Source organism: Mycolicibacter longobardus, assembly GCF_002102265.1.
In the GTDB taxonomy this organism is placed as follows: Bacteria; Actinomycetota; Actinomycetes; order Mycobacteriales; family Mycobacteriaceae; genus Mycobacterium; species Mycobacterium longobardum.
In genome coordinates, this window is the sequence record NZ_LQPG01000028.1 from 52776 (window position 1) to 71043 (window position 18268).

Here is an 18268-nt window from a genome sequence, read left to right on the forward strand (position 1 = left end):
AGCAGCCCGCCTCGATCCCCTGTTCATGCAAGGAGCGGCGCACCGTGAAGACCCCGATCTGCGAGCAGTACGGCATCGACTTCCCCCTGTTCGCCTTCAGCCACTGCCGCGACGTCGTGGCCGCCGTGACCAACGCGGGCGGCTTCGGCGTGCTCGGCGGTGCGGCATACAACCCTGAGCAGTTGGATCAGGAGTTGAGCTGGATCGACGAGCAGGTGAAGGGAAAGCCCTACGGCATCGACATCATCGTGCCCGCGAAGTTTGAGGGCAAGGGCGAGAACCTCTCCGGGCGCCAACTGGCCGACCGGATCCCCGAGGACTATCGAGCATTCATCGCAGACCTGTTGGCGCAGCATGACATCGAGCCCGAGGACACCCCCCGAATGGGATCGGCCATGCTCGCCGGCAGCTCAGGAGAGCAACTGCTCGAGGTCGCCGTCGCCCATCCCATCCGGCTGATGGCCAACGCGCTCGGGGTGCCACCGGACTACATGATCAAGTCCGGAAAGGACAACGGCATCCCGGTCGCAGCGCTGGTCGGCGCCAAGGAACACGCCCTCAAACAGGTGGCCCACGGCGTGGATCTCATCGTCGCGCAGGGCACCGAGGCGGGCGGGCACTGCGGTGAGGTCTCCACACTGGTACTGATTCCCGAGGTCATCGACGCCATTGACAACGCCGTTCCCGTCCTGGCCGCCGGCGGAATTGTCACCGGGCGGCAGATGGCGGCCTGCGTGGCTATGGGCGCGGCCGGGGCATGGACGGGTTCGGTGTGGCTCACCACCGACGAAGCCGAAACCGCCCCGCACACCGTGCAGAAGATGCTCGCGGCCACCTCACGGGACACCATCCGCTCCACGGGGCGCACCGGGAAGCCGGCCCGGCAGCTGGTCTCCGATTGGACTGACGCCTGGCGGCCCAACGACAAAGGCCACCCCACCCTGCCGCTGCCCCTGCAGTCCATGCTGGCCGAACCGGCGCTTCGCCGCGTCGACAAGCTCGCCAGCACCGGGCACCCCGGGGCGCAGGCGCTGGCCACCTATTTCGTCGGCCAGGGCGTTGGCCTGATGAACAAGGTGAAGCCCGCGCGCGAGGTCGTCTTCGAGTTCGCCCGGGATTACCTCGCGGCCGCCGAACGGCTCGGGGACTCCGTCAGCGACTGACCGGTCCTACGGGTTCTGCGGCTCCCGCCACATCCGCCACAGCGTCGGCCCGCCATCCGGCAACGTGATCTCCCCGATCACCCTGAAACCGAACCGCTCGTAGTACGGCACGTTCTCTTCCTTGCTGGACTCCAGGTATGCCGGGCAGTACTCGGCGTCGCAGCGATCCAGCCGCGGCTGCATGACGGCCTGCCCGAACCCGCGCCCCCGCACCGACGGGTCACTGCCGATCACCGCCAGGTACCAGTGCGGCTCCTCGGGGTGGTTGGCGTCCAACAGGTCCGAGATCGCCCGCCCCTTGGCGATGCGGAAGCCGAACGAGCGGAACAGCGCCGGCGCCATGCGCAGCTGCGACCACATCGACTGCTTCCAGTGGTTGGGCGGATCCCACAGCGCCGCCGCACCGACGGTCGAACCGTCGTCGGCCACTTCGACCCCACCACCGGACAGGTGATGAACCCGGGTGGAGGTGCCGAAGTACGTCGCCAGCTGAGCGGTGCGGGAGGTGTCGTCCGGCAGCATCCACACCGACACCGGGTCGTCGTAGAACGCACGCGCCAACGTCTCCGCCAGTGGTGTGATGTCCGATTTGCGAGCGGGCCGCGCTTCGAGTGCCATCCGGCTAGATTAATGCGTCGCACCACGCCGGCGCGCGGAGCAAGATCAGCGGCTATGAGCACCCTGCTGTGGGACCAGCACACCTGCCTGCCGCTGCAGGACGGCACCGACGTGGCGCCGCTGACCCGCTACCAGCACGCCGGCGGTGCCCTGCTGTCGGTGAACGCGGGCTATTCCCCGCAGCGCTTCGCCGACACCATGGCCCTGCTGCGGCACTATCGCCGCGCCATCGACGCTCATCCCGACCTGGCCGTGGCGGCCGGCCTGGACGACGTGGATGCGATCACCGGCGCCGGCGGTATCGCGGTGGTGTTCGACCTGGAGGACTCCAACCCGCTCGACGACGACCTGGGGAATCTGGCCGTTCTGGCCGAGCACGGGGTGCGCACCCTGCTGCCCAGCTACAACCACACCAACCGCGCCGGCAGCGGCTGCCTGGACGCCGACGACGGGGGCCTCACCGCGTGGGGCCGGGCGATCGTGGCGGAGATGAACACCGTCGGCATGGTCCCCGACGGCTCGCACTGCAGCGCCCGCACCGGCCTGGACATGTGCAACGTTTCGGCCGGGCCGGTGGTCTACAGCCATTCCTGCATGCGGGCGGTGTGGGATCACCCGCGCAACATCACCGATGACCAGGCCCGGGCGTGTGCGGCCACCGGCGGCGTCGTCGGTATCACCGCGGTGGGAATCTTCTTGGGCCCCAACACTCCCACCCTCGACGCGATGGCGCACCACCTGGAGTACGCGGTTGACCTGGTGGGTCTCGAGCATGTCGGGGTCAGCACCGACTACTCCTTCGACCACGCCGACTTCGACGCTGAGGTGGCCGCCAATCCGCTGTTGTTCGATGACAGCTACACCCGTTGGGGTCCGATCCAATGGATGCCGCCGGAGACCTGGCTCGGACTGCGCGCACATCTTTCGGCGCGCGGCTGGGCCGACGCCGACGTCAGCGCCGTGCTCGGCGGTAACTTCCACCGGGTGGCCCGGGAAACGTGGCGCGCCTAGTTCGCCCGTGCCGTGTGGGTGAAAACCTTTACCGCGCCTAAGAATTCGTCTGGCTTCTCCACCATCGGACTGTGGCCTGATCCGGCGATGACGACGGGCTGCAGACCCGCCGCACGATAACGCTCCAAGTTCTTGCCGGTGGGGGTGAGCACATCATTCTCGCCCCACACCACCAGAACCGGCTTGCCCAGGCCGGCCAGCCGATCGGCCACCGGCCGCTTCTCGTTGAACCGGTCCGCGGTCCTGGCATCGCACAATGCGTTGTGGGTCATGCGTTTCAACGACCGGTAGGCCAGCTCCGGAACCGGGAAGTCCGCGGCGAATCCGGTCTGCAGTGAGCTCCTGTCGACGGCGTCGATGCCGCGCAACCGATCCACTGCCGCGCCGAGCACCGGCCAGCACGCCACGTTGCCGAGCGCCGGCATGGCGACCATCCCCTGGTCCGCGGGGGTGTCGGAGACCACCACGCGGTCAACCAACTCTGGTGCTCTCTCGGCCAGTGCGGTGGCCACCGTCCCGCCCATCGAATGCCCGACCAGCACCGCGTGCCGCACGCCCAGGGCGTCGAGCGCCTGGTGCACCGCGATTGCCTGCGCCTCGGCGCTGTAGAGCTCCACCTCGGTCGGGGACTCCGAGCCACCGTGGCCGACAAGGTCGATCGCGACCACCCGGGTGCCGTTCGCCAACGCCGGGGCCACCGCCTCCCACCACTGAATAGACGCCGAGTAGCCGTGCAGCAGCACGATGGCACGGTCCCCGTCCGGGCCATACTCGCGGACGTTCAGATTCGGTGTGGGCAGCTGGAGCACGCGGCCGCCGGCAAACGGCTCGGCGGGCCGCGGGACACGGTTGGCAACGACCGTGTCGACCAACAGCGCCATGAACAGGACCGTGATGACCAGTGCAGCGAGGCGTTTACCCACCCGCTGACGGTATCTCGGGCTTAGCCTGGAACGAAGAGTAAACCCACAGGAGGCAGCAGTGAGCGACCACGACATCCGGATGATCGTCTTGTCCACCGACAACCTGGATGAATCGATCAAGTTCTACAGCGAAACCCTGGGCATGCCGCTGAAGTTCCGCGACGGCGCGCACTTCGCCGCTCTCGACGGCGGATCGGTGACTCTGGCGCTGGCGACCGCGGTCGATCACCCCATACACGGCCAGGTGGTGGTGGGGATCAAGACCGACGATGTCGACGGTGCTGCGAAAGCCATCGAGGCCAGTGGCGGCGGGATTGTGAAGGGCCCCTACGACGACGCCCATGAGCGCCGGGCCGTGGTGTACGACAACAAGGGCAACGGGCTGGTGTTCTATAAGCCGCTGGCGCGGTGAGGGACTGCCGGGGTTTCCGCTGGCTCACCTGATCTACCAGATGGTCCCGCCGGGCTCGCTCCAGTTGTAGGGCAACGATCCCGCGGCTCAGCGACTGAATCGGTCTACCATCCGCGATGTGACCCTGACGCAACCACCTTGGCCCGTGCCGCCTCCCGCCCAGTCAAACCGGCGGTCGGCAGTGGCGCTTGCGACGCTTGCTGCTTTGTTGGCAGCCGCCGCTTTGATCGTGGCGATCGTTTCGCTAACCCATTCGTCAAATGCCTCACCATCGAGTTTCACGGCCGCACAGCGAGCCGACGCCAAGGTGCGCCTCTGCAGTAGTTACAAGCTTGCAGCGCACGCCGAACACATCGAGACGAACACGCCCAACAACATTGCGCTCGCACGTCTCTCTGCAACCAACGGAGCCCTGATCCTTGAGACGGCTGCGACGGACCCGGCCCTAGACGCGGAATATCGCGATGCGGCCCGGGCACTCGCACTCACCTATCAGACCCTCGTGGCCGTTGCTACCGGCAGAGAGGGAGACGACCCCGAACTGGAGGCGGCGATCGCTGAAGCAAACGCGAAAGACCGCGTGATGCTGGACCTTTGTGGCGACTGACCTGCTGCGCAATAAACCGCAACGGCAACGATCTGCAGCTACCTGGCCGAACGCCGCGCCAAACCAAGCTGCCCGTTGAGGTCTACCATCTGCATGTGACCATGCCAACGCCGCCCTGGCACGCGCCACCCGCCGTTAATTCGCGCAGTCGAATCCCGCTTGTAGTACAAGCCTCTAGTCTCATCACAGCCGTGGCCGCACTGGCCCTGGGGATCGCGGCGGTCAGCCGTCCAACTCCCTCACGTACCTACACGGCGGCGGAAGGGGCGGCGGCGCAATCAATACTGTGCGATAGATACAAGCTCGCTGCGCGGAGCGTACAAATCGAGACCAAAACTCCGGACAACGTCGCGTTAGCGCGGATTGCCCTCACCAACGGCGCTGTCATGCTTGAGACCGCAGCCGCAGACCCGGCGCTGGACACCTCCGCGCGTGATGCCGCACGCGCATTAGCGCTCGGGTATCAGGACCTTACCGTCATGGGAACTAGCGGCGTCGTAGGGGAGGCGCAGTTTCAGGATGCGATGAATGCCGTTAACGACAAGGATCGCGTACTCAAGGAACTGTGCGATGACTGAGCCGGCCGCTCGCCGCTACCCCACCTGAACTCCAGGGACCGTGGCCAACCAGCGGCCCGACGGCCTCCGTAGAGCCTCGCCGAACATCTGCCCTTCTCAAGGTGTCCTGGTTTGCACCCACCCCGGTCGACCAACTGCAACCCGCCCGTTCGACCCGTCTCAAAGCGGCTTTCGGGTTTACCATCCGCAATGTGACCACGCCACCGCCACCCTGGCCCACGCCGCCCGCCGTTTACCCACAACCTCGGTCGCCAGTAGCATTCGCTGTGCTGGCGGCTTTGCTATCGATTGCTTCCACAACCATCGCGATCGTGGCGCTGACCCGCCCAGCCACGTCGACGCCTTCCTACACAGCTGCAGAGACATCCGCGGCCAAAACGCGATTGTGTGGCCAATACAAACTTGCGTCGGAAGTGGTGCACATAGAGACGACAGCCGCCGACGGCAACGTAGCGCTAGCGCGGATCGCGAACACCAATGGTGCCCTCATCCTTGAGACTGCGGCATCTGATCCGGCAGTGGATGTAAAACTCCGCGACGCTGCGCGGGCCTTGGCTGCGAGCTACCAGACGGTCACCGCGATGGGGACAAAGGGACAATCAGACACCCAGTTGTTTTGGGCGGCCGTAGAAGATTCAAACTCCAAGAGTCGAGAACTGCAGGGCCTGTGCGATGACTGAGCTACATCCCGGAAACTGGGCGATTCCCCTCTTCAGTTGGATGGGGTCCGCTGCCAGCCGTCCAGGCAGTCGGGCTCAACGCAAGCCTTAAGCGCAGGGCCGATCTGGTCAAACTCGGCATGTTCGCTCCACTACATGCACGCCACCCGCGCCGGGCGCGCACTTGGCACTACCCTTCGTTGATGCAGACCCCACTCTGCCGCGCAACCAAATCGCGAAAGCCAAAGCCACCCGAGGTCGCGGTGTATCCCGCGTTAGATAGCACCCGATAGAGTCCCCTCCCTCGGAAGAATCGCATCCTTTGCGGACCCGTGCCTGACTCGCCGCCGACTGCCCACCTCATCATCCAGACTTATATGTGGCGCGCAGTCCGCCCATTGGCCCAAGGAAGCCAAAAGCGTGTAAGCACGCGCGTGGTCTTCGGGGTTACCATCCGCATGTGACGATGGCCCCGCCGCCCTGGCCCGCAGCTCCCCCCGCTCAGCCGCCCCGCCGGCCAGCCCTGGCACTTGCGACGCTTGCTGCTGCCTTGTTGGGTGTCGCCTCGCTGATCCTGGCTATCGTGGCGCTCACGAGGGCTCCAGCCAGCCCGAGCTACTCAGCCGCTGAAAGGACGGTCGCCAAGACCGACTTATGCGGCCGGTTCAAGCCCGCTATGGACGCCGTCCACATCGAGACCAATGGACCCGACGCAGGCCTGGGACGTATCGCCTTGGTAAACGGCGCCCTCATCCTCGGATCCGCGGCATCCAACCCCGCATTGGAGTCCACGTATCGCGATGCGGCGGACGCTGTGGTGCAGACATACGAGAGCTTGGTGGTTGAGTCGTCCAGTGGCAGAGCTGGCGACCCGCGATTCGATTCAGCCGTAGATGCCGTGAACACCAAAGAACGTTCGCTAAAGGAATTGTGCGGTGACTGACCTACCGCCGGGAAAATGGTCGTTCTATTTAGTGGGGGCTTGGTGGCCAGGCCCTCCAACCGAACCCAAGCAGGGCGTCCAACACTGGTCTGGCCACTCTGCAGCCAAAGAGCACGAGGCCGTGGAACTCCAAGCTTTCACAAACGGTCTCACTGCGAGAAACAGCGGGCACACCACGGAAGACGAGCTGATGCGCTTGCGGATCGGCTACAACCGTCTGGCGAACGCCGCTGAGCACTGCCGTAGCAAAAGTATCGCTAGCAAAAGCGTCGCGGATGCCGTCGATGAACTCCGTCAGAACTTGACGAGCATCGTCAACAGATACGACCAAAAAGTTGACGGCCTCGTCGCACAAAATACGCCCGAGTCGATGGCCGAAGCGGTCAAAGAAATCACCGCCGCGAATGCTGAAGCGGCCGAACACGGTTCAGATGCCAACGGGAAGATCATCGCAGCAACGCAACAGATGTTCAAGGAGCTGGGCATCGAGGGCGACGCACAACAGTGGCTGCAAGATAGCGGCGCAAAATTCAGCCCGCCAGCGTCGCGCCTGCCCACCAGCGAAGAACTGACCAGGAAGGCCGCCGGTACCGACGAGCTTCCCTTCCCGTTCGGTACCGGTGACATGAACAACCATGCAGGTGCCGACAGACTCCCTTTTCCGTTCGGCACCGGCAATACAGACGGCCAATCAGGCGCAGGCAAAGTCGGTCAACCAAGCGCAAGCCAACCAACTCCCAACGGCGGCTCGACCTTCGGTGGTAACAGCCCAAGCGGACCAACAGCCGCGCAGGGCGGAGCAGCTGAGCAAGGCGGCGTAGCTGGGGCGTTTGCTGCTCCCGGACAGTCAGGTGGTCAAGGCGGCACCGCCGGACCCCCCAAAACCAGCACACAAGGCAGCGGCGCTCTCGGCGTCCCCAGTCCCAGCGAAGGTGTAAGCAGCACCCCCGGGCCACCCAACACCAACACACAAGGCAGCGGCGCTCTCGGCGTCCCCAGTCCCAGCGGCATACCAGCCGGCCCGGTCGCCCCGCCCGGCGGCGGTCTCGACCTGCCCGCCGCGCCTTCTGCAGGGGGTGCCGGCGCCCCATCCGCCATGTCCTCCGCCATGCCAAGCCTCGGCGCTCCCGGCGGCGGCATGCCACCCGGCCTTACAGGTGGCAACCCGGCCCAGGCGTTCGCGTCGGGCATACCCGGCGGGCCGCCTGGGGCGGGCGGGCCGCCACCGCCGTTGACGCCCGGCGGGACGGGTTCCTCGGGGTTCGGGCAGGCGTCAGCGTCACCGGTTGCCCCGTCGCCGTCAGTGACGCCGATGGCGGGCGGGATGCTCGGCAACATGGCGCATTTGGCCAGTTCAAGCACGGAGGTCGCTCCGTCGACACCGGCTACGGGCGCGGCACCGGCGGGTGCACCGGTAGCTCCAACGGTGTCATCCGGCCCGGCGTCGGTGCCGTCGGCTCCGATCAGCGCCGGCCCGGCAGTCCCGTCGGGTCCGTTGCCCGGCTATGGGGCAGACCTGCGCCCGGCGAGTGGAGCCGTTCCGGCCACGCCCGCGGCGCCTGTCGGGCCTGCTGGTCCGCCGTCACCGCCACCGGCTGGTGGCCCCACGACACCGACTTCTGGCGGAGCCACGGTGGCATCCACCGGAGATCGTCCGGTACCGGGCAAGCCGGCTCCCGGTATCGGAGGTCCGTCGGGTGCGTCGGTGGCCGGCAATATGGCGGCCGGGGGCACTGCCGGTGCCGGCGCCGGCACGGCGGCCCGGCGGCTGGCCGAGCACCAGGACTTGCAGCGCAAGGTCGACGCGGTAGCCCGCCAAGCACCGAACCTCGCCTGGGCGGCCGGGCTTCGCGATGACGAGACCACCACCGTGCTGGTCACCGACCTGGCCGGGGGCTGGATTCCGCCCACCGTCAAACTTCCGCCCGGGGTCGCCCTCCTGGATCCGGCGCACCGTCGCCGCGACACCAGCGCCGTCGATCTGCTGGGTGCAGTGATCGCGGCCGCCGCCCACCAGCCGAACACCTACATCACCGAGGCCGGTCCGAACGATCCGATTCCCGGCAGCGGGGAGCGGGCCCGCTACGGCCAGCACATCGATGAACTGGGGCCCACGCTCATCGACGTCACCGGAGCCAATCCGCGCTTGCCGCGGATCGTGCAGACCGTGGCGCGTGCGATGGCCCGCAGATCCGGCGTCGCCGACAACGAAATCGCGCTGTTCCGGCAGGTAGTCACCGAGACACAGGCACGGGTACTGTCGGCCTATCCCCAGCATGCTCCCCGGGATGTGGCCGACTGGATGCTGTTGGCAGCTATCGACGCCCTGATCGGAGGAAGCGAAGAGCTCGCCCGCTATCACCTCGCGTGGTACCAGGCAGTGACGGTACGGCATGGAGGCGTAACGCCATGACAGACGACTTCGTGAAGCATTACGGTGCAGACTTCTTGCACATTGCGCTCTCGCAACCCCCGGCGGCCATCCCGCCCGGCCCGGTCCATTCCGGCGGATCATCCCCGGTGGATGCCACGATGGCGGCCTTCGGCGCCGCCACCAACTTGAACCTGGTTGAGACGAACACCGAACTCATCAACGATCACCGGGACCGCACCGGTCATGCCGCGGACGCCGTGCGTAAGTTCGCCGAGAATGAAGCCGACGCGGTATCGAAGTTCCAGAAGGTCGCCTCGCAGGGTGACGCCCTGATGGCACAGCAGGCACCGCAGGACGCGATGGCTGGACCGATGCAGGGTGTCACCGGCGCGATGCAGGGCGTCACCGGTGCACTCAGCGGTGCCCTCGGCGCGGTGAGCAAGCTGCCACAGGGATTGATGCAGGCCGGCCAGGGTGCCATGCAGCCGCTGATGGGCGCAATGCAGTCCGGTATCGGTGGATTGAGCAAGCTGGGCGGCGCCTCACTGGCCTCGGATATCACCCCCGATCCCGGATTCGCAGGCGGTGACTTCGGCTCCGGCGGAGGCGGCAGCGGTCTGGGCGTGGGCACCACGCCGGCCAGCAACCTCGGCCCGCCCCCGGTCCCGGGGACATCGATGCCGACAACGCCCGCCAGCTCCATGGCCAACGCCGGCTCGGCCGCCCCCGCAGGCGGCGCCCCCGCCGCAGGCGGAGCCGGCGGCGGGATGATGCCGATGATGCCCGGCGGGGCAGGCGCCGGCGGCAAGGGCGGCAAAGACGACAAGACCGACGCGAAGCGGATCGCTGCCCCCGGCGTGCCCAACGGTCAGCCGGTGAAGGGCCGCACCACGGCCCCACCCAACGTGCCCGTGACGAAGTCCGTCGCAAAGGACGCGGGCGGGCCCGGTATTACGCCGCTGAAACGCATTGTGGACAAAAACGACTCGTCGAAGTGATCGAGCGTCGCGGCGGCCGCCCGTAATCAGGCGCGCGGTTTATGCCTTGAGGGTTGGGGTGATAGCCGCGCCGATGATCTTCGCGTCGCGGGTGGCGATGGTGAGATTGCGGCGTAAGGCCTGGGCGACAATGATGCGGTCAAACGGGTCCCGATGATCCCAGGGAAGCCGACCGGCGAGGATCGCATCAGCGGAGTCGATCGTCAGTTCCGTACTGCTCATGTCGCCGATGACGTCGGTCCAGGTCGACAACAGAGCCGCACCGTCGAGGCGGCCCAGCCGGGTCTTGGTCGCGATCTCCCATGCCGAGGCGGCGCTGATCCAGACCGAGGTTCCCGGGTCGGACAGGATCGCCAGCGCACCGGCATCCACGCCCCCCGGCTTACTGACCAGCCACAGCAGCGTGTGGGTGTCGAGCAGGATATTCACGCCTCGGCGTCTTCCCAGGCAGCAAGTTCTGTCGCCGGCAATGCGTCGTCAAAGTCGTTTGGTACGACCAGGCTCGGCAACTGGCCAAATCTGCGTGGGACAGCTGTGACAGGTACCAGCTGCGCGACGGGCTGACCGTGGCTGGTGATGGTGAAGGACGCACCGGCCTTGACGTCGTTCAAGAGCCGATTGAGCTGGTTCTTGGCGTCCGTGCTGCTGATCGTCTCCATGGCAACCATCGTATTTGAGTCGCGCTGGTAGCGCTAGCGTGACTAGCTTGAATGTGGGCTGTCGCCCACCTGCGTCGGCCCGTTACCTCACGCGGCCGGCAATCATCTGCATCACGGTTTCTGCGATCTGATCAGACCGAGGAAGACCTTGGACTACGACATCTATCAACACCGACGACGCCACGTGATATATGACGCTCTGCGAATATCCAGGGAATACCAGGGCCACGGTAGACGGACCTTGTTTATTCACGCGAAAATTGTAAAGCTTTGCCTGTAATGCCGCACATGCCTCGGCGGCGGATACGAGTCGGTCGAATTCCGCCCTCGCCATACCGTCATCAGAATAAATTCCGACCGCCTGCGTGACCGTTGACATGGTCTTTATTTCTCCGCCGGCGGCCGTGTATGTAACGGCACGAAACTGTGACCAGTTATGGCCGAAAGCATCCTCTTGGCCAAACACCGGGTGACACTGGTCCGGAGTGTATGGGCTTTCGTAGTGCGGCGTCGGCGCATCCTGCACAGGCAGCGAAGTGAGGTCATCGCGGTCAGCGATGCGCTGGACATCATCGAGGCCGACGATCAACGAGTCGGCGTCGAAGTCGGGCGCCGCGGCGACACTACCGGAATGGCAGGCGGTCAGCGCCGCCGCGAGACAGCAGGTCACAGCAAGCGTCTGAAGCCGGGTGAACAAGCGCTTGCGGATCACGTAACCCCCTTCAAAAAGAAACAGAATCAGGCACCCTCATTTAAATTCTGGAGGAGGTGGAACGTCCATCTCAACGCCGTGGGTCAGGAATTTAGCCGCCAAGACAAGAATCTCGTCATACAATTCCTGAGCTCTCACGTTATACGCTGCCACTGCGGCAAGGTTTTGCGGAGGAGGGGGACTGGCGTTGTGCGCGGTAATTTTTACGCTCAATTCCGCCAAATCCTGGTACAGGCCGTCGAGTGTTTCATTTACCGGTGATTGATCGTAAGGGCCCTTTTGCTTCGCGCCCCCAGATGCGTAGCGCCCGGTCAGCGTCTGCACCTGGGTCGCCCGCTGCTGATTGTCGGCGTAAGCATCGGCGACGATCTTGTGGATCTCCCGGGTCTTACCGGCCAGGTACGCCTGGAACTGGCGAGCACCGGCCGGGGTGTCCAGACCGGGCCAACTCGCGGCGCTCTGGCGGATCTCGGCTTCCAGCGCGTCCAGACGCGCCCGCGACTGAATGTTGTACTGATGTGCGCCGCGCAGGATCACCTCGAAGGACCGGTCGAGCTCCACTGACGTCGCCAACCGCTGCACCAACTGCTCTTCTACCGCGCGAGCGGCGTCGGCATAGGCACCCAGCTGGTCCGGCATAGCGCAGACGCTACGCGCATCGGCGCCGTCGCGTGCTCGTCGGCGACTGGTTCCCGCTGGCCAACGCCAGTATTGTCGTCGCGGTGCAGTTGTCGCCGCGGGGCGCGGCGCAGCACTGCCCGCAGTGCGTCGTTAGGGGTAGCAGAGCATGCCGCTAAGTCTGTCGAACCGGGACCAGAACTCCGGTCACGAGTTCTATTCGTTGGTGGAACGCCACCAGGACGGCTCACCCGACATGATCGGCATGGAGGCCGTCAACCAGCTGCTGATCGCGCTGGAGAAGCATCGCTTCGACTTCTGCTTCCTCGCGGCCGGGTACGAGGACCAGGTGGACGCGTTTCTGACCGTCAACCCCGGTTTGGCCAGCCGGTTCAATCGCAAGATCCGGTTCGAGTCCTACTCACCCGAAGAGCTCGTCGAGATCGGCGAACGCTATGGCTCGAGCCGCGCTACCGAACTGAATCCTGAGGCGCGCCAGCGGTTTCTGGATATGGTGACCACGATCCGCGCCTACGTCAGCCCACGTGGAGAGCACGGCATCAACGTCATGCACAACGGTCGGTTCGCCCGCAACGTGATCGAGGAGGCCGAGCTGACCCGTGACACCCGGCTGGCCGCGCAGAAGCGCGCGGGGCACGAGGTGACGATTGACGACCTCAAGACCATCACCGCCGCCGACATCGAAGCCGCGGTTCGGACCGTGTGCGACACCAAACGGGAGATGGCCGGACTCATCTGGTAGCCCGGCAAGCGCCCGTCAAACCGTGCCGGCGCCGTACCTGGCCTCGAAATCGGACTGGGCTTCTTCGCGCAGCGCGGTGAAGACGACGTTGAGGCGATCCGCCAATTCGCGGTAGGTGTAATCGCTTACCACGCAAGGATGCAACGTCAATTCGAGCAGTCGGCCGTCCGAATTGGCCACGGCGCGGACGTCTCCGAGATCGACGCTGTAGGTGGTGTTCTCAGCCTCGGCGACCAGCGCCTCCCATTTCTCGGCAGCCTCACGCAGATCCCGCAGTACAGACTCAACGAGGTCTTTGTCGCTGAGTTCCGCGCGGCTGTCCGGCCCCGACATTGGCTAAGTATGTCCAGCGGGTATGAGTAGCGTCAATTCATCATCAACGCTAGGCCTGTGGATCCCACTGGCTGACGGGCGGCGCGCTGAGCGTCCGGAACCAGCTGTAGTGGTAGTTGGCCGAGACCGCGTCCCCGGTCGCGATGCCTTCGGTGGCGGCCAACAGCATGCAGTTCAGCACCAGAGCGGTGTCGGAATCGGGGTATTGCGCCAACAGCTGGTATCTCAGGGTGTCCAGATGCACCCGCAGCAGATCGATTTCGGCGTCGACCACCCCGGTTCCGGCCGATCCTGCCTTCGCCAGAGTGTTGGCCATCCGCGGCAGCCCTTCACGCCAATGGGTGGCCTCACTGAGCTGCCAGCCGAGGTCTTCGATGGACGCCAGCTCCCGAGGCTGCACCGACGTGTCGGTCGATCCGAAGTCGCTCGCCCAGCCGAGACGATCGCCGGGACTGTAAGCGGCCGACTCGGTGGGTGTGCCCAGCATCTCGGTGGCCGTCCCGGTTCGGCGGCCGGGCTCCAGCAACCGCACCCCCGCCGGCAGCTCGATCCCGGACGGGATCCACCCGTTGGCGATATCGGTGACCAAGAGTGTGCTGCCATCGGCGAAAGTGCCGATCGCCCAGCGCAGTCCGGGCTCCTGCCGAGCGACGAAGGCCAACAGGCGTTGCAGCCGCTGCTCCTCGGATTCGGCCACCGCCGATTTCGCGGGTGTTGGCGGTGCGGGTTCGGGGAGCGGCGCGGCGGGCGGTTCCGCGGCGGCGGGGGCGGTGGCTTGCGCCACGACCGGCAGGACGACCGGCTCAACGGGCGGTGCGATGACCTGTTCAGGAGGCGGTGCGACAACCGGCTCGGGCACGATGGCGGTGGTCGGCGGTTTCTCGTCGGCACTGTCGACGACCAGCCGCCCCGGTACGGACGGCGCGCCAGGCCGATCCGGCTCCACCACCTCGAGCGCTTCTGCCACCTCGGGTACCGGAGGCGACGCAGGCACCGGACGTGGTGCTTCGGGTGCCGGCGGAGGCACTACGGGACGGACCGGGGTTGCGGCAGCCGGCGGCGAAGGCACCGGACGCGGGATGGGTGCCTCCAGGTCATCGACCAGGTCGGGTGGCTCGACGACGACGGTCTCCGGCAACCGATGGCGAGGAGAGCGGGCGCGCTGATCGTTGGTCTCATCGGACCGCTCAGCCGGGCTAGGCGGGGCGGAGTTGGTCGGGATCTGCTCGACCGGCTCGGCTGCCGCCGGCGCCGCATTGAGGCCGGCGTATCCCGAGCGGAACTCCAGGGCCTCCTTGTGGAGCTGGCGCACGGTCGACTCCACCCGCAAGACGGCGAAGGCCCTGGCGACGTTGATGACCCTGGCCTCCGCGGCCTGACGAGCCTGCCCGGCCAACCCGGATCGACCGATCGCATGCAGCTTTTCGTTCGCCGAATTCGCGATTCGCTGCAGATCTGCATTGAGATAGTCGGCCAGCGGCGCCGTCTCGGGGGTGATCGTCGTCAATTCGGCGGGCCACAGACCGCCGAGTACCCAGGCACTACAGTCGACCGGGGCGCTGAAGGCCGGGATCGTGAGTGATTCCCGTGCCGCGCTCCGGAGACGCTGGCGCGCCGACCGCCGACCGAAGATTGCCACCGCGCAAGCCTACCGTTGCCCTCCGCGGAGTCCCGCCGGAATTTCGGCCACGCCGACACCCTCCGCACCGCCCCGTCGGGCAGCCATCAACAACCCGGCGCACGGTGAATTGTCAGCCCACCTGCAGGTCGGTAGCGTACGAATCATGGCCGATGTCGGGTCCCCCGCAACGGGGTGTGCAGCGCAGCTGAGCGAAGTGCTCGCCCTGCTGGAACGGGCTCGAAACCTATTCGGCGACATGGTGGTTGATCCCCCCGGCAGCATCGCGCCCAAGGCCGACGCCGCCGGAAAGTGGGTGCTTTAACGTCCGGAGGCGTCGCCGGCGTGCAGTTGGTGGGCCAGCAGGCGCTCGGTGGCCGCCCGAAGATCCTCGTTGGTCGGCACTGCCGCCGAAGGCGCGTGCCCACTTGTGACGATCTCGCCGCGGATCTCCAACGCTGCCTTGAGAAACGAGACGTCCGCTGCCAGAACGATGGCTTCGGCCAGTCGATGGACATCCGCCTCCATCGCAGCCTCGGTCAACACCACACTGTGCAGATAGCCACCGCGACAAGAACGGAACAGCACGTCACCACTGGGATGAATGGTGTCGAATGCCGGATTCGGGTCAGTCATCGGTGTCCATCGGTAAGACCTCGGAAGGCATCGGCGGCGTCCTGTTCATGCTGGTTCCACGTTGCCACGGCCAGGCGCAGATTGTCCGACACTGTCGAATGTTCGCTCGCCTGGTCGTCGTAGCAGTTCTTGCGGGCGTCCAGCAACGAACCGGCTGCCTGGCGAAAGTCGCTGTAGATCGGGCCGAGGGAATTCAGGGTCGTCTGGATCGCCTCATGGGAGGCCGGGACGGTGGACAGATAATCCGACGTCTGCTGGTGGTTCCCCGCGGCGTTGGTCAAAACGCCCTGATTGACGTGGATGTTCTCTGGCATCTTCTACCCTCCTGGCTAATCGACGATGACGGTTGGAACCGGGTTTTTCAAGCGGGCAGGCCCCGAACCGCCGTCGCGGGCCGAGTCGGAGCCGGTTCACCGGCCGGGGCAGGCTCCTGTACGGCGACCGGCGGATGCTGCCAGCCCAGGAATCCGGGGCCGCGCAGGTTGTCCACGAGGTGGACCTGTCCGTCGAGCAGCGCCTTGCCGTCGCCGACGGCCAGAGCGTGACGGTCGGTGAACACCCCGATATCGCCCGGCCGCAGCCTGGTCGCATCGACCGGCGTCGTCACCGGTGTTCCTGGCGGCGGGAGGTCAATCCCCTGGCGCCGGAAGGCCTCTCCGACGGGTTGTCCGTCGGCAGCGGCCTGCATCGCAGCGGCGAGTTGCGGGTTGGCAACACTGGTCGTCGCGCCGTCTGGCAGCCTCACGGTGACCGGGCCATTGTCGCTCGGGCGCTCCTGCGCGGCGTCGCCGTCGGTCCCGTCGTCATCGGCCCCATCGGGCGCCGCGTCATCGGTCGCGTCCTCAGGCGAGTAGTCGTCCTCACCTGGAAGGTCGCCACCGTCCAACTCCGGCCTCCAGCCAGCTGCTGGAAGTCCCGCCGGCATGGCAGCGGGCATCGCACCGAATCCGGGCCCGTCGCCACCCAAGCCCGGGACCATCGGCATCACTGGCACCTCGGGCTGGCGCCCGGTTGCGTCTTGGTGGCCCGCCTCCGACTCGTCTTCGGCCGGCAAGTCCGGATACGGATCGGCATCCGAGTCTGCCGAGAAGTCCGCATCCGGCCCGGTGGTCGGCGGTGCCGGATCGTCCATAGGCTCCGGATTGTGGCCGGTGGCCGCCGGGTCGTCACGGCCGGATTGTGCGATATACAGCGCCCTCAGCGCGGCGGCGAGCAGCTGCTTCGAAGTGTCGTCGTCGTTGGCGTCTTCCACCAGCCTGATGATCTCGCTCAGTTTGGCGATCAGGAACCGCTGGAACTCCCGCGCACCCGCGGCGGTACTCAGATCCCAGGCCTGCGCGGCACCGACGATCTCCGCCTCCAGACCGTCGAGCCTGCTTCGTCCTTCCAGGGTGGTCTTGTGCGCGTGACGCAGCGCTTCGATGATCTTCCGGTCGAACTCGGCGGTGGCCGACAACTGTTGCGCCAGAGCCGCTTCAGCCTGCTTCATGGCTTGCGCCGCGGCGCCGCGCTGTTCGCCGGCCGACACCGGCCGCGCCGAGAGGAGGTTGCTCAAGACGCGGTCGTAGCCCGACGGGGGCAACGGCAGGGTCAGCGACGCCTGGGCCACCCGTGTCGCCTCACCCGCCCCGCCGGCCATTTCGATGCGGTCGATCGCATCCAGCACGTCGTCGCGGGTTGCCATCGCCTCAGCCCAAAATCGTTGCGCCGGGCCGACGCTGTGCCACTGACCGCTTCATGGCCGGTGACTGTACCGATGCCCCGCGGAGCCGACAATTCACCCGAGGACCCGATGGGGACAGCCTGTTCACGGCACCGGACGCCGGATTGCCACCTGCGCACCCAGTGGGCTGATCCGAACGGTTGCGCCGGCGTGCGGCGCCTCGACGACTCTGTTTCCACCAATGGCCAGCTGGACATGCCCGGTGCTGGGGAACACCAGGTCGCCGGGTCGAATCTGGGAGCGTGGCACCGGGATTCCCTCGTGGATCTGCGTGTAGGTGGTGCGAGACAGTGGCACTCCTGCCTGGTGATAGGCCCACTGGGTCAGCCCCGAGCAGTCGAAGCGATCCGGGCCGGTGGCACCCCACACGTAAGGCCGGCCGAGCCGCGACAGCGCTGCGCGGACCGCCAGGCCTGCGCGAGTGTGGGGCAGCCGCAACTGATCCAGGCCCACTGCCCGCCGCCGCGCTCTCCGATAACGCAGTCGTCGCAGCCCCGCTCGGTGCGTGCGTGCACCGTGTCGGGCCGACAACACGTGGGCGCGCTGGGCGCGCAGCCGTGCGGCTCGTCGGCGCATCGCCTCCCGCTGTGCCAGCGGGGTGTCCGGCGATACCTCCGCGTCAGCGCGGGCCGCCGCCACCACGCCCTTGGTCTGCTCGCGGGCACGGGCATAGTCGGCGACCGCCGCGGCGAGCACGGTGGTGGCAACGGCGTCGGTGCGTGCGTTGGCCAACAACCGCTCCCGCTGGGCAAGCACCGCCTGCCGGTAACGGTCATGCCCCGATCCGGTGTTGGCGTTGGCGGTCCGCTTCAGCAAGTCGGCGTAGCGGTCCAGCTCGGACTCCAGTGAGACCGGCTGCGGACTCCCCGCAAACAGCCCGTGGGCACGGTTCAGGACTTCCAACTCACCGTTGCTCACCG

General features: G+C 66.4%; 22 protein-coding genes and 1 pseudogene. 10 read left to right on the forward strand and 13 right to left on the reverse strand.

From position 1 onward, the window contains the following. The first annotated feature begins 44 nt into the window (after nucleotides 1-44). A complete protein-coding gene (locus tag AWC16_RS15390) occupies nucleotides 45-1163 on the forward strand; it encodes a nitronate monooxygenase (protein WP_085265616.1) in 1119 nt (372 codons plus the stop codon). Nucleotides 1164-1169: 6 nt separating this feature from the next. Here AWC16_RS15390 and AWC16_RS15395 read toward each other — a convergent pair whose 3' ends face one another. After that, a complete protein-coding gene (locus AWC16_RS15395) occupies nucleotides 1170-1781 on the reverse strand; it encodes a GNAT family N-acetyltransferase (protein ID WP_085265617.1) in 612 nt (203 codons plus the stop codon). 54 nt (nucleotides 1782-1835) lie between these two features. Between AWC16_RS15395 and AWC16_RS15400 the strand changes: the two genes are divergently transcribed. After that, complete coding sequence (locus AWC16_RS15400) at nucleotides 1836-2792, forward strand: dipeptidase (protein ID WP_085265618.1); 957 nt, start codon at nucleotides 1836-1838, stop codon at nucleotides 2790-2792. On the opposite strand, the gene AWC16_RS15405 is transcribed toward AWC16_RS15400, so the two are convergent. Beyond that, nucleotides 2789-3715 (reverse strand): alpha/beta fold hydrolase, encoded by a 927-nt coding sequence (locus AWC16_RS15405; RefSeq protein WP_234812292.1) that lies wholly within the window; start codon nucleotides 3713-3715, stop codon nucleotides 2789-2791. The two genes, AWC16_RS15400 and AWC16_RS15405, sit on opposite strands and share 4 nt — an antisense overlap. A 79-nt stretch (nucleotides 3716-3794) precedes the next feature. Here AWC16_RS15405 and AWC16_RS15410 point away from each other — a divergent pair, with 79 nt between their 5' ends. From AWC16_RS15410 to AWC16_RS15425, 4 genes are all read left to right on the forward strand, one after another. Then, the gene (locus AWC16_RS15410) at nucleotides 3795-4127 is read left to right on the forward strand and encodes a VOC family protein (RefSeq protein WP_275986728.1); all 333 of its coding nucleotides are present in this window, start codon (nucleotides 3795-3797) and stop codon (nucleotides 4125-4127) included. A 118-nt stretch (nucleotides 4128-4245) separates the two neighbouring features. Next, nucleotides 4246-4734 carry a hypothetical protein gene (locus AWC16_RS15415; protein ID WP_234812293.1) on the forward strand — a complete coding sequence of 163 codons (489 nt, stop codon included), beginning with the start codon at nucleotides 4246-4248 and terminating at the stop codon, nucleotides 4732-4734. Nucleotides 4735-4925: 191 nt separating this feature from the next. After that, nucleotides 4926-5312 (forward strand): hypothetical protein, encoded by a 387-nt coding sequence (locus AWC16_RS15420; RefSeq protein WP_234812294.1) that lies wholly within the window; start codon nucleotides 4926-4928, stop codon nucleotides 5310-5312. Nucleotides 5313-5578: 266 nt separating this feature from the next. Next, entirely contained in the window at nucleotides 5579-5992 is a 414-nt protein-coding gene (locus AWC16_RS15425; RefSeq protein WP_085265621.1) for a hypothetical protein, read from the forward strand. Nucleotides 5993-6942: 950 nt separating this feature from the next. Here the strand turns inward: AWC16_RS15425 and AWC16_RS25185 are convergent. Next, entirely contained in the window at nucleotides 6943-7338 is a 396-nt protein-coding gene (locus AWC16_RS25185; protein WP_085265622.1) for a hypothetical protein, read from the reverse strand. A gap of 1209 nt (nucleotides 7339-8547) precedes the next feature. Here AWC16_RS25185 and AWC16_RS25190 point away from each other — a divergent pair. Beyond that, nucleotides 8548-9327 (forward strand): DUF5631 domain-containing protein, encoded by a 780-nt coding sequence (locus tag AWC16_RS25190; RefSeq protein ID WP_133055951.1) that lies wholly within the window; start codon nucleotides 8548-8550, stop codon nucleotides 9325-9327. Continuing rightward, nucleotides 9324-10286: a hypothetical protein gene (locus tag AWC16_RS15450; RefSeq protein WP_085265624.1), complete on the forward strand. Its 963-nt coding sequence runs from the start codon at nucleotides 9324-9326 to the stop codon at nucleotides 10284-10286. Before AWC16_RS25190 ends, AWC16_RS15450 begins: the two co-directional genes overlap by 4 nt. 39 nt (nucleotides 10287-10325) lie before the next feature. On the opposite strand, the gene AWC16_RS15455 is transcribed toward AWC16_RS15450, so the two are convergent. From AWC16_RS15455 to AWC16_RS15470, 4 genes are all read right to left on the reverse strand, one after another. Then, nucleotides 10326-10715 (reverse strand): type II toxin-antitoxin system VapC family toxin, encoded by a 390-nt coding sequence (locus tag AWC16_RS15455; RefSeq protein WP_085265625.1) that lies wholly within the window; start codon nucleotides 10713-10715, stop codon nucleotides 10326-10328. Next, entirely contained in the window at nucleotides 10712-10945 is a 234-nt protein-coding gene (locus AWC16_RS15460) for a type II toxin-antitoxin system Phd/YefM family antitoxin (protein ID WP_085265626.1), read from the reverse strand. The genes AWC16_RS15455 and AWC16_RS15460 overlap by 4 nt, the downstream gene beginning before the upstream one ends. 82 nt (nucleotides 10946-11027) lie before the next feature. Beyond that, the gene (locus AWC16_RS15465; protein ID WP_165759236.1) at nucleotides 11028-11657 is read right to left on the reverse strand and encodes a sensor domain-containing protein; all 630 of its coding nucleotides are present in this window, start codon (nucleotides 11655-11657) and stop codon (nucleotides 11028-11030) included. Nucleotides 11658-11693: 36 nt separating this feature from the next. Next, entirely contained in the window at nucleotides 11694-12296 is a 603-nt protein-coding gene (locus AWC16_RS15470; RefSeq protein WP_234812295.1) for a DUF4226 domain-containing protein, read from the reverse strand. A 190-nt stretch (nucleotides 12297-12486) separates the two neighbouring features. Here AWC16_RS15470 and AWC16_RS15475 point away from each other — a divergent pair. Further along, a pseudogene (locus AWC16_RS15475) lies at nucleotides 12487-13038 on the forward strand (type VII secretion AAA-ATPase EccA); the annotation flags it as partial. A 15-nt stretch (nucleotides 13039-13053) separates the two neighbouring features. On the opposite strand, the gene AWC16_RS15480 reads toward AWC16_RS15475, so the two are convergent. Together AWC16_RS15480 and AWC16_RS15485 are read right to left on the reverse strand one after the other, a co-directional pair. Beyond that, entirely contained in the window at nucleotides 13054-13371 is a 318-nt protein-coding gene (locus tag AWC16_RS15480; protein ID WP_085265628.1) for a DUF2710 domain-containing protein, read from the reverse strand. Nucleotides 13372-13420: 49 nt separating this feature from the next. Next, on the reverse strand, nucleotides 13421-15010 hold the full coding sequence (locus AWC16_RS15485; protein ID WP_085265629.1) for a DUF5631 domain-containing protein: 1590 nt from the start codon (nucleotides 15008-15010) through the stop codon (nucleotides 13421-13423). Between the two features lie 145 nt (nucleotides 15011-15155). On the opposite strand from AWC16_RS15485, the gene AWC16_RS24395 reads away from it, so the two are divergent. Beyond that, nucleotides 15156-15314: a hypothetical protein gene (locus tag AWC16_RS24395; RefSeq protein WP_165759237.1), complete on the forward strand. Its 159-nt coding sequence runs from the start codon at nucleotides 15156-15158 to the stop codon at nucleotides 15312-15314. Here the strand turns inward: AWC16_RS24395 and AWC16_RS15490 are convergent. The 4 genes from AWC16_RS15490 to AWC16_RS15505 form a co-directional block, all read right to left on the reverse strand. Next, nucleotides 15311-15625, reverse strand: a complete 315-nt coding sequence (locus AWC16_RS15490) for a DUF2694 family protein (protein WP_085265630.1) — start codon at nucleotides 15623-15625, stop codon at nucleotides 15311-15313. The two genes, AWC16_RS24395 and AWC16_RS15490, sit on opposite strands and share 4 nt — an antisense overlap. Beyond that, nucleotides 15622-15939, reverse strand: a complete 318-nt coding sequence (locus AWC16_RS15495; protein ID WP_085265631.1) for a type VII secretion target — start codon at nucleotides 15937-15939, stop codon at nucleotides 15622-15624. Before AWC16_RS15495 ends, AWC16_RS15490 begins: the two co-directional genes overlap by 4 nt. Before the next feature lie 47 nt (nucleotides 15940-15986). Continuing rightward, a complete protein-coding gene (locus AWC16_RS15500) occupies nucleotides 15987-17309 on the reverse strand; it encodes a DUF4226 domain-containing protein (RefSeq protein ID WP_085265632.1) in 1323 nt (440 codons plus the stop codon). Between the two features lie 123 nt (nucleotides 17310-17432). Beyond that, a complete protein-coding gene (locus AWC16_RS15505) occupies nucleotides 17433-18266 on the reverse strand; it encodes a C40 family peptidase (protein ID WP_085265633.1) in 834 nt (277 codons plus the stop codon). Nucleotides 18267-18268 lie beyond the last annotated feature (2 nt).

Bases quoted from the DNA above. Each gene is read 5' to 3' on its own strand.
- AWC16_RS15500 (WP_085265632.1), bottom strand. From the start codon at position 17,309: ATGGCAACCCGCGACGACGTGCTGGATGCGATCGACCGCATCGAAATG.
- AWC16_RS15495 (WP_085265631.1), bottom strand. From the start codon at position 15,939: ATGCCAGAGAACATCCACGTCAATCAGGGCGTTTTGACCAACGCCGCG.
- AWC16_RS15480 (WP_085265628.1), bottom strand. From the start codon at position 13,371: ATGTCGGGGCCGGACAGCCGCGCGGAACTCAGCGACAAAGACCTCGTT.
- AWC16_RS15395 (WP_085265617.1), bottom strand. From the start codon at position 1,781: ATGGCACTCGAAGCGCGGCCCGCTCGCAAATCGGACATCACACCACTG.
- AWC16_RS15450 (WP_085265624.1), top strand. From the start codon at position 9,324: ATGACAGACGACTTCGTGAAGCATTACGGTGCAGACTTCTTGCACATT.
- AWC16_RS24395 (WP_165759237.1), top strand. From the start codon at position 15,156: ATGGCCGATGTCGGGTCCCCCGCAACGGGGTGTGCAGCGCAGCTGAGC.
- AWC16_RS15490 (WP_085265630.1), bottom strand. From the start codon at position 15,625: ATGACTGACCCGAATCCGGCATTCGACACCATTCATCCCAGTGGTGAC.
- AWC16_RS15410 (WP_275986728.1), top strand. From the start codon at position 3,795: ATGATCGTCTTGTCCACCGACAACCTGGATGAATCGATCAAGTTCTAC.
- AWC16_RS15400 (WP_085265618.1), top strand. From the start codon at position 1,836: ATGAGCACCCTGCTGTGGGACCAGCACACCTGCCTGCCGCTGCAGGAC.
- AWC16_RS15470 (WP_234812295.1), bottom strand. From the start codon at position 12,296: ATGCCGGACCAGCTGGGTGCCTATGCCGACGCCGCTCGCGCGGTAGAA.
- AWC16_RS15460 (WP_085265626.1), bottom strand. From the start codon at position 10,945: ATGGAGACGATCAGCAGCACGGACGCCAAGAACCAGCTCAATCGGCTC.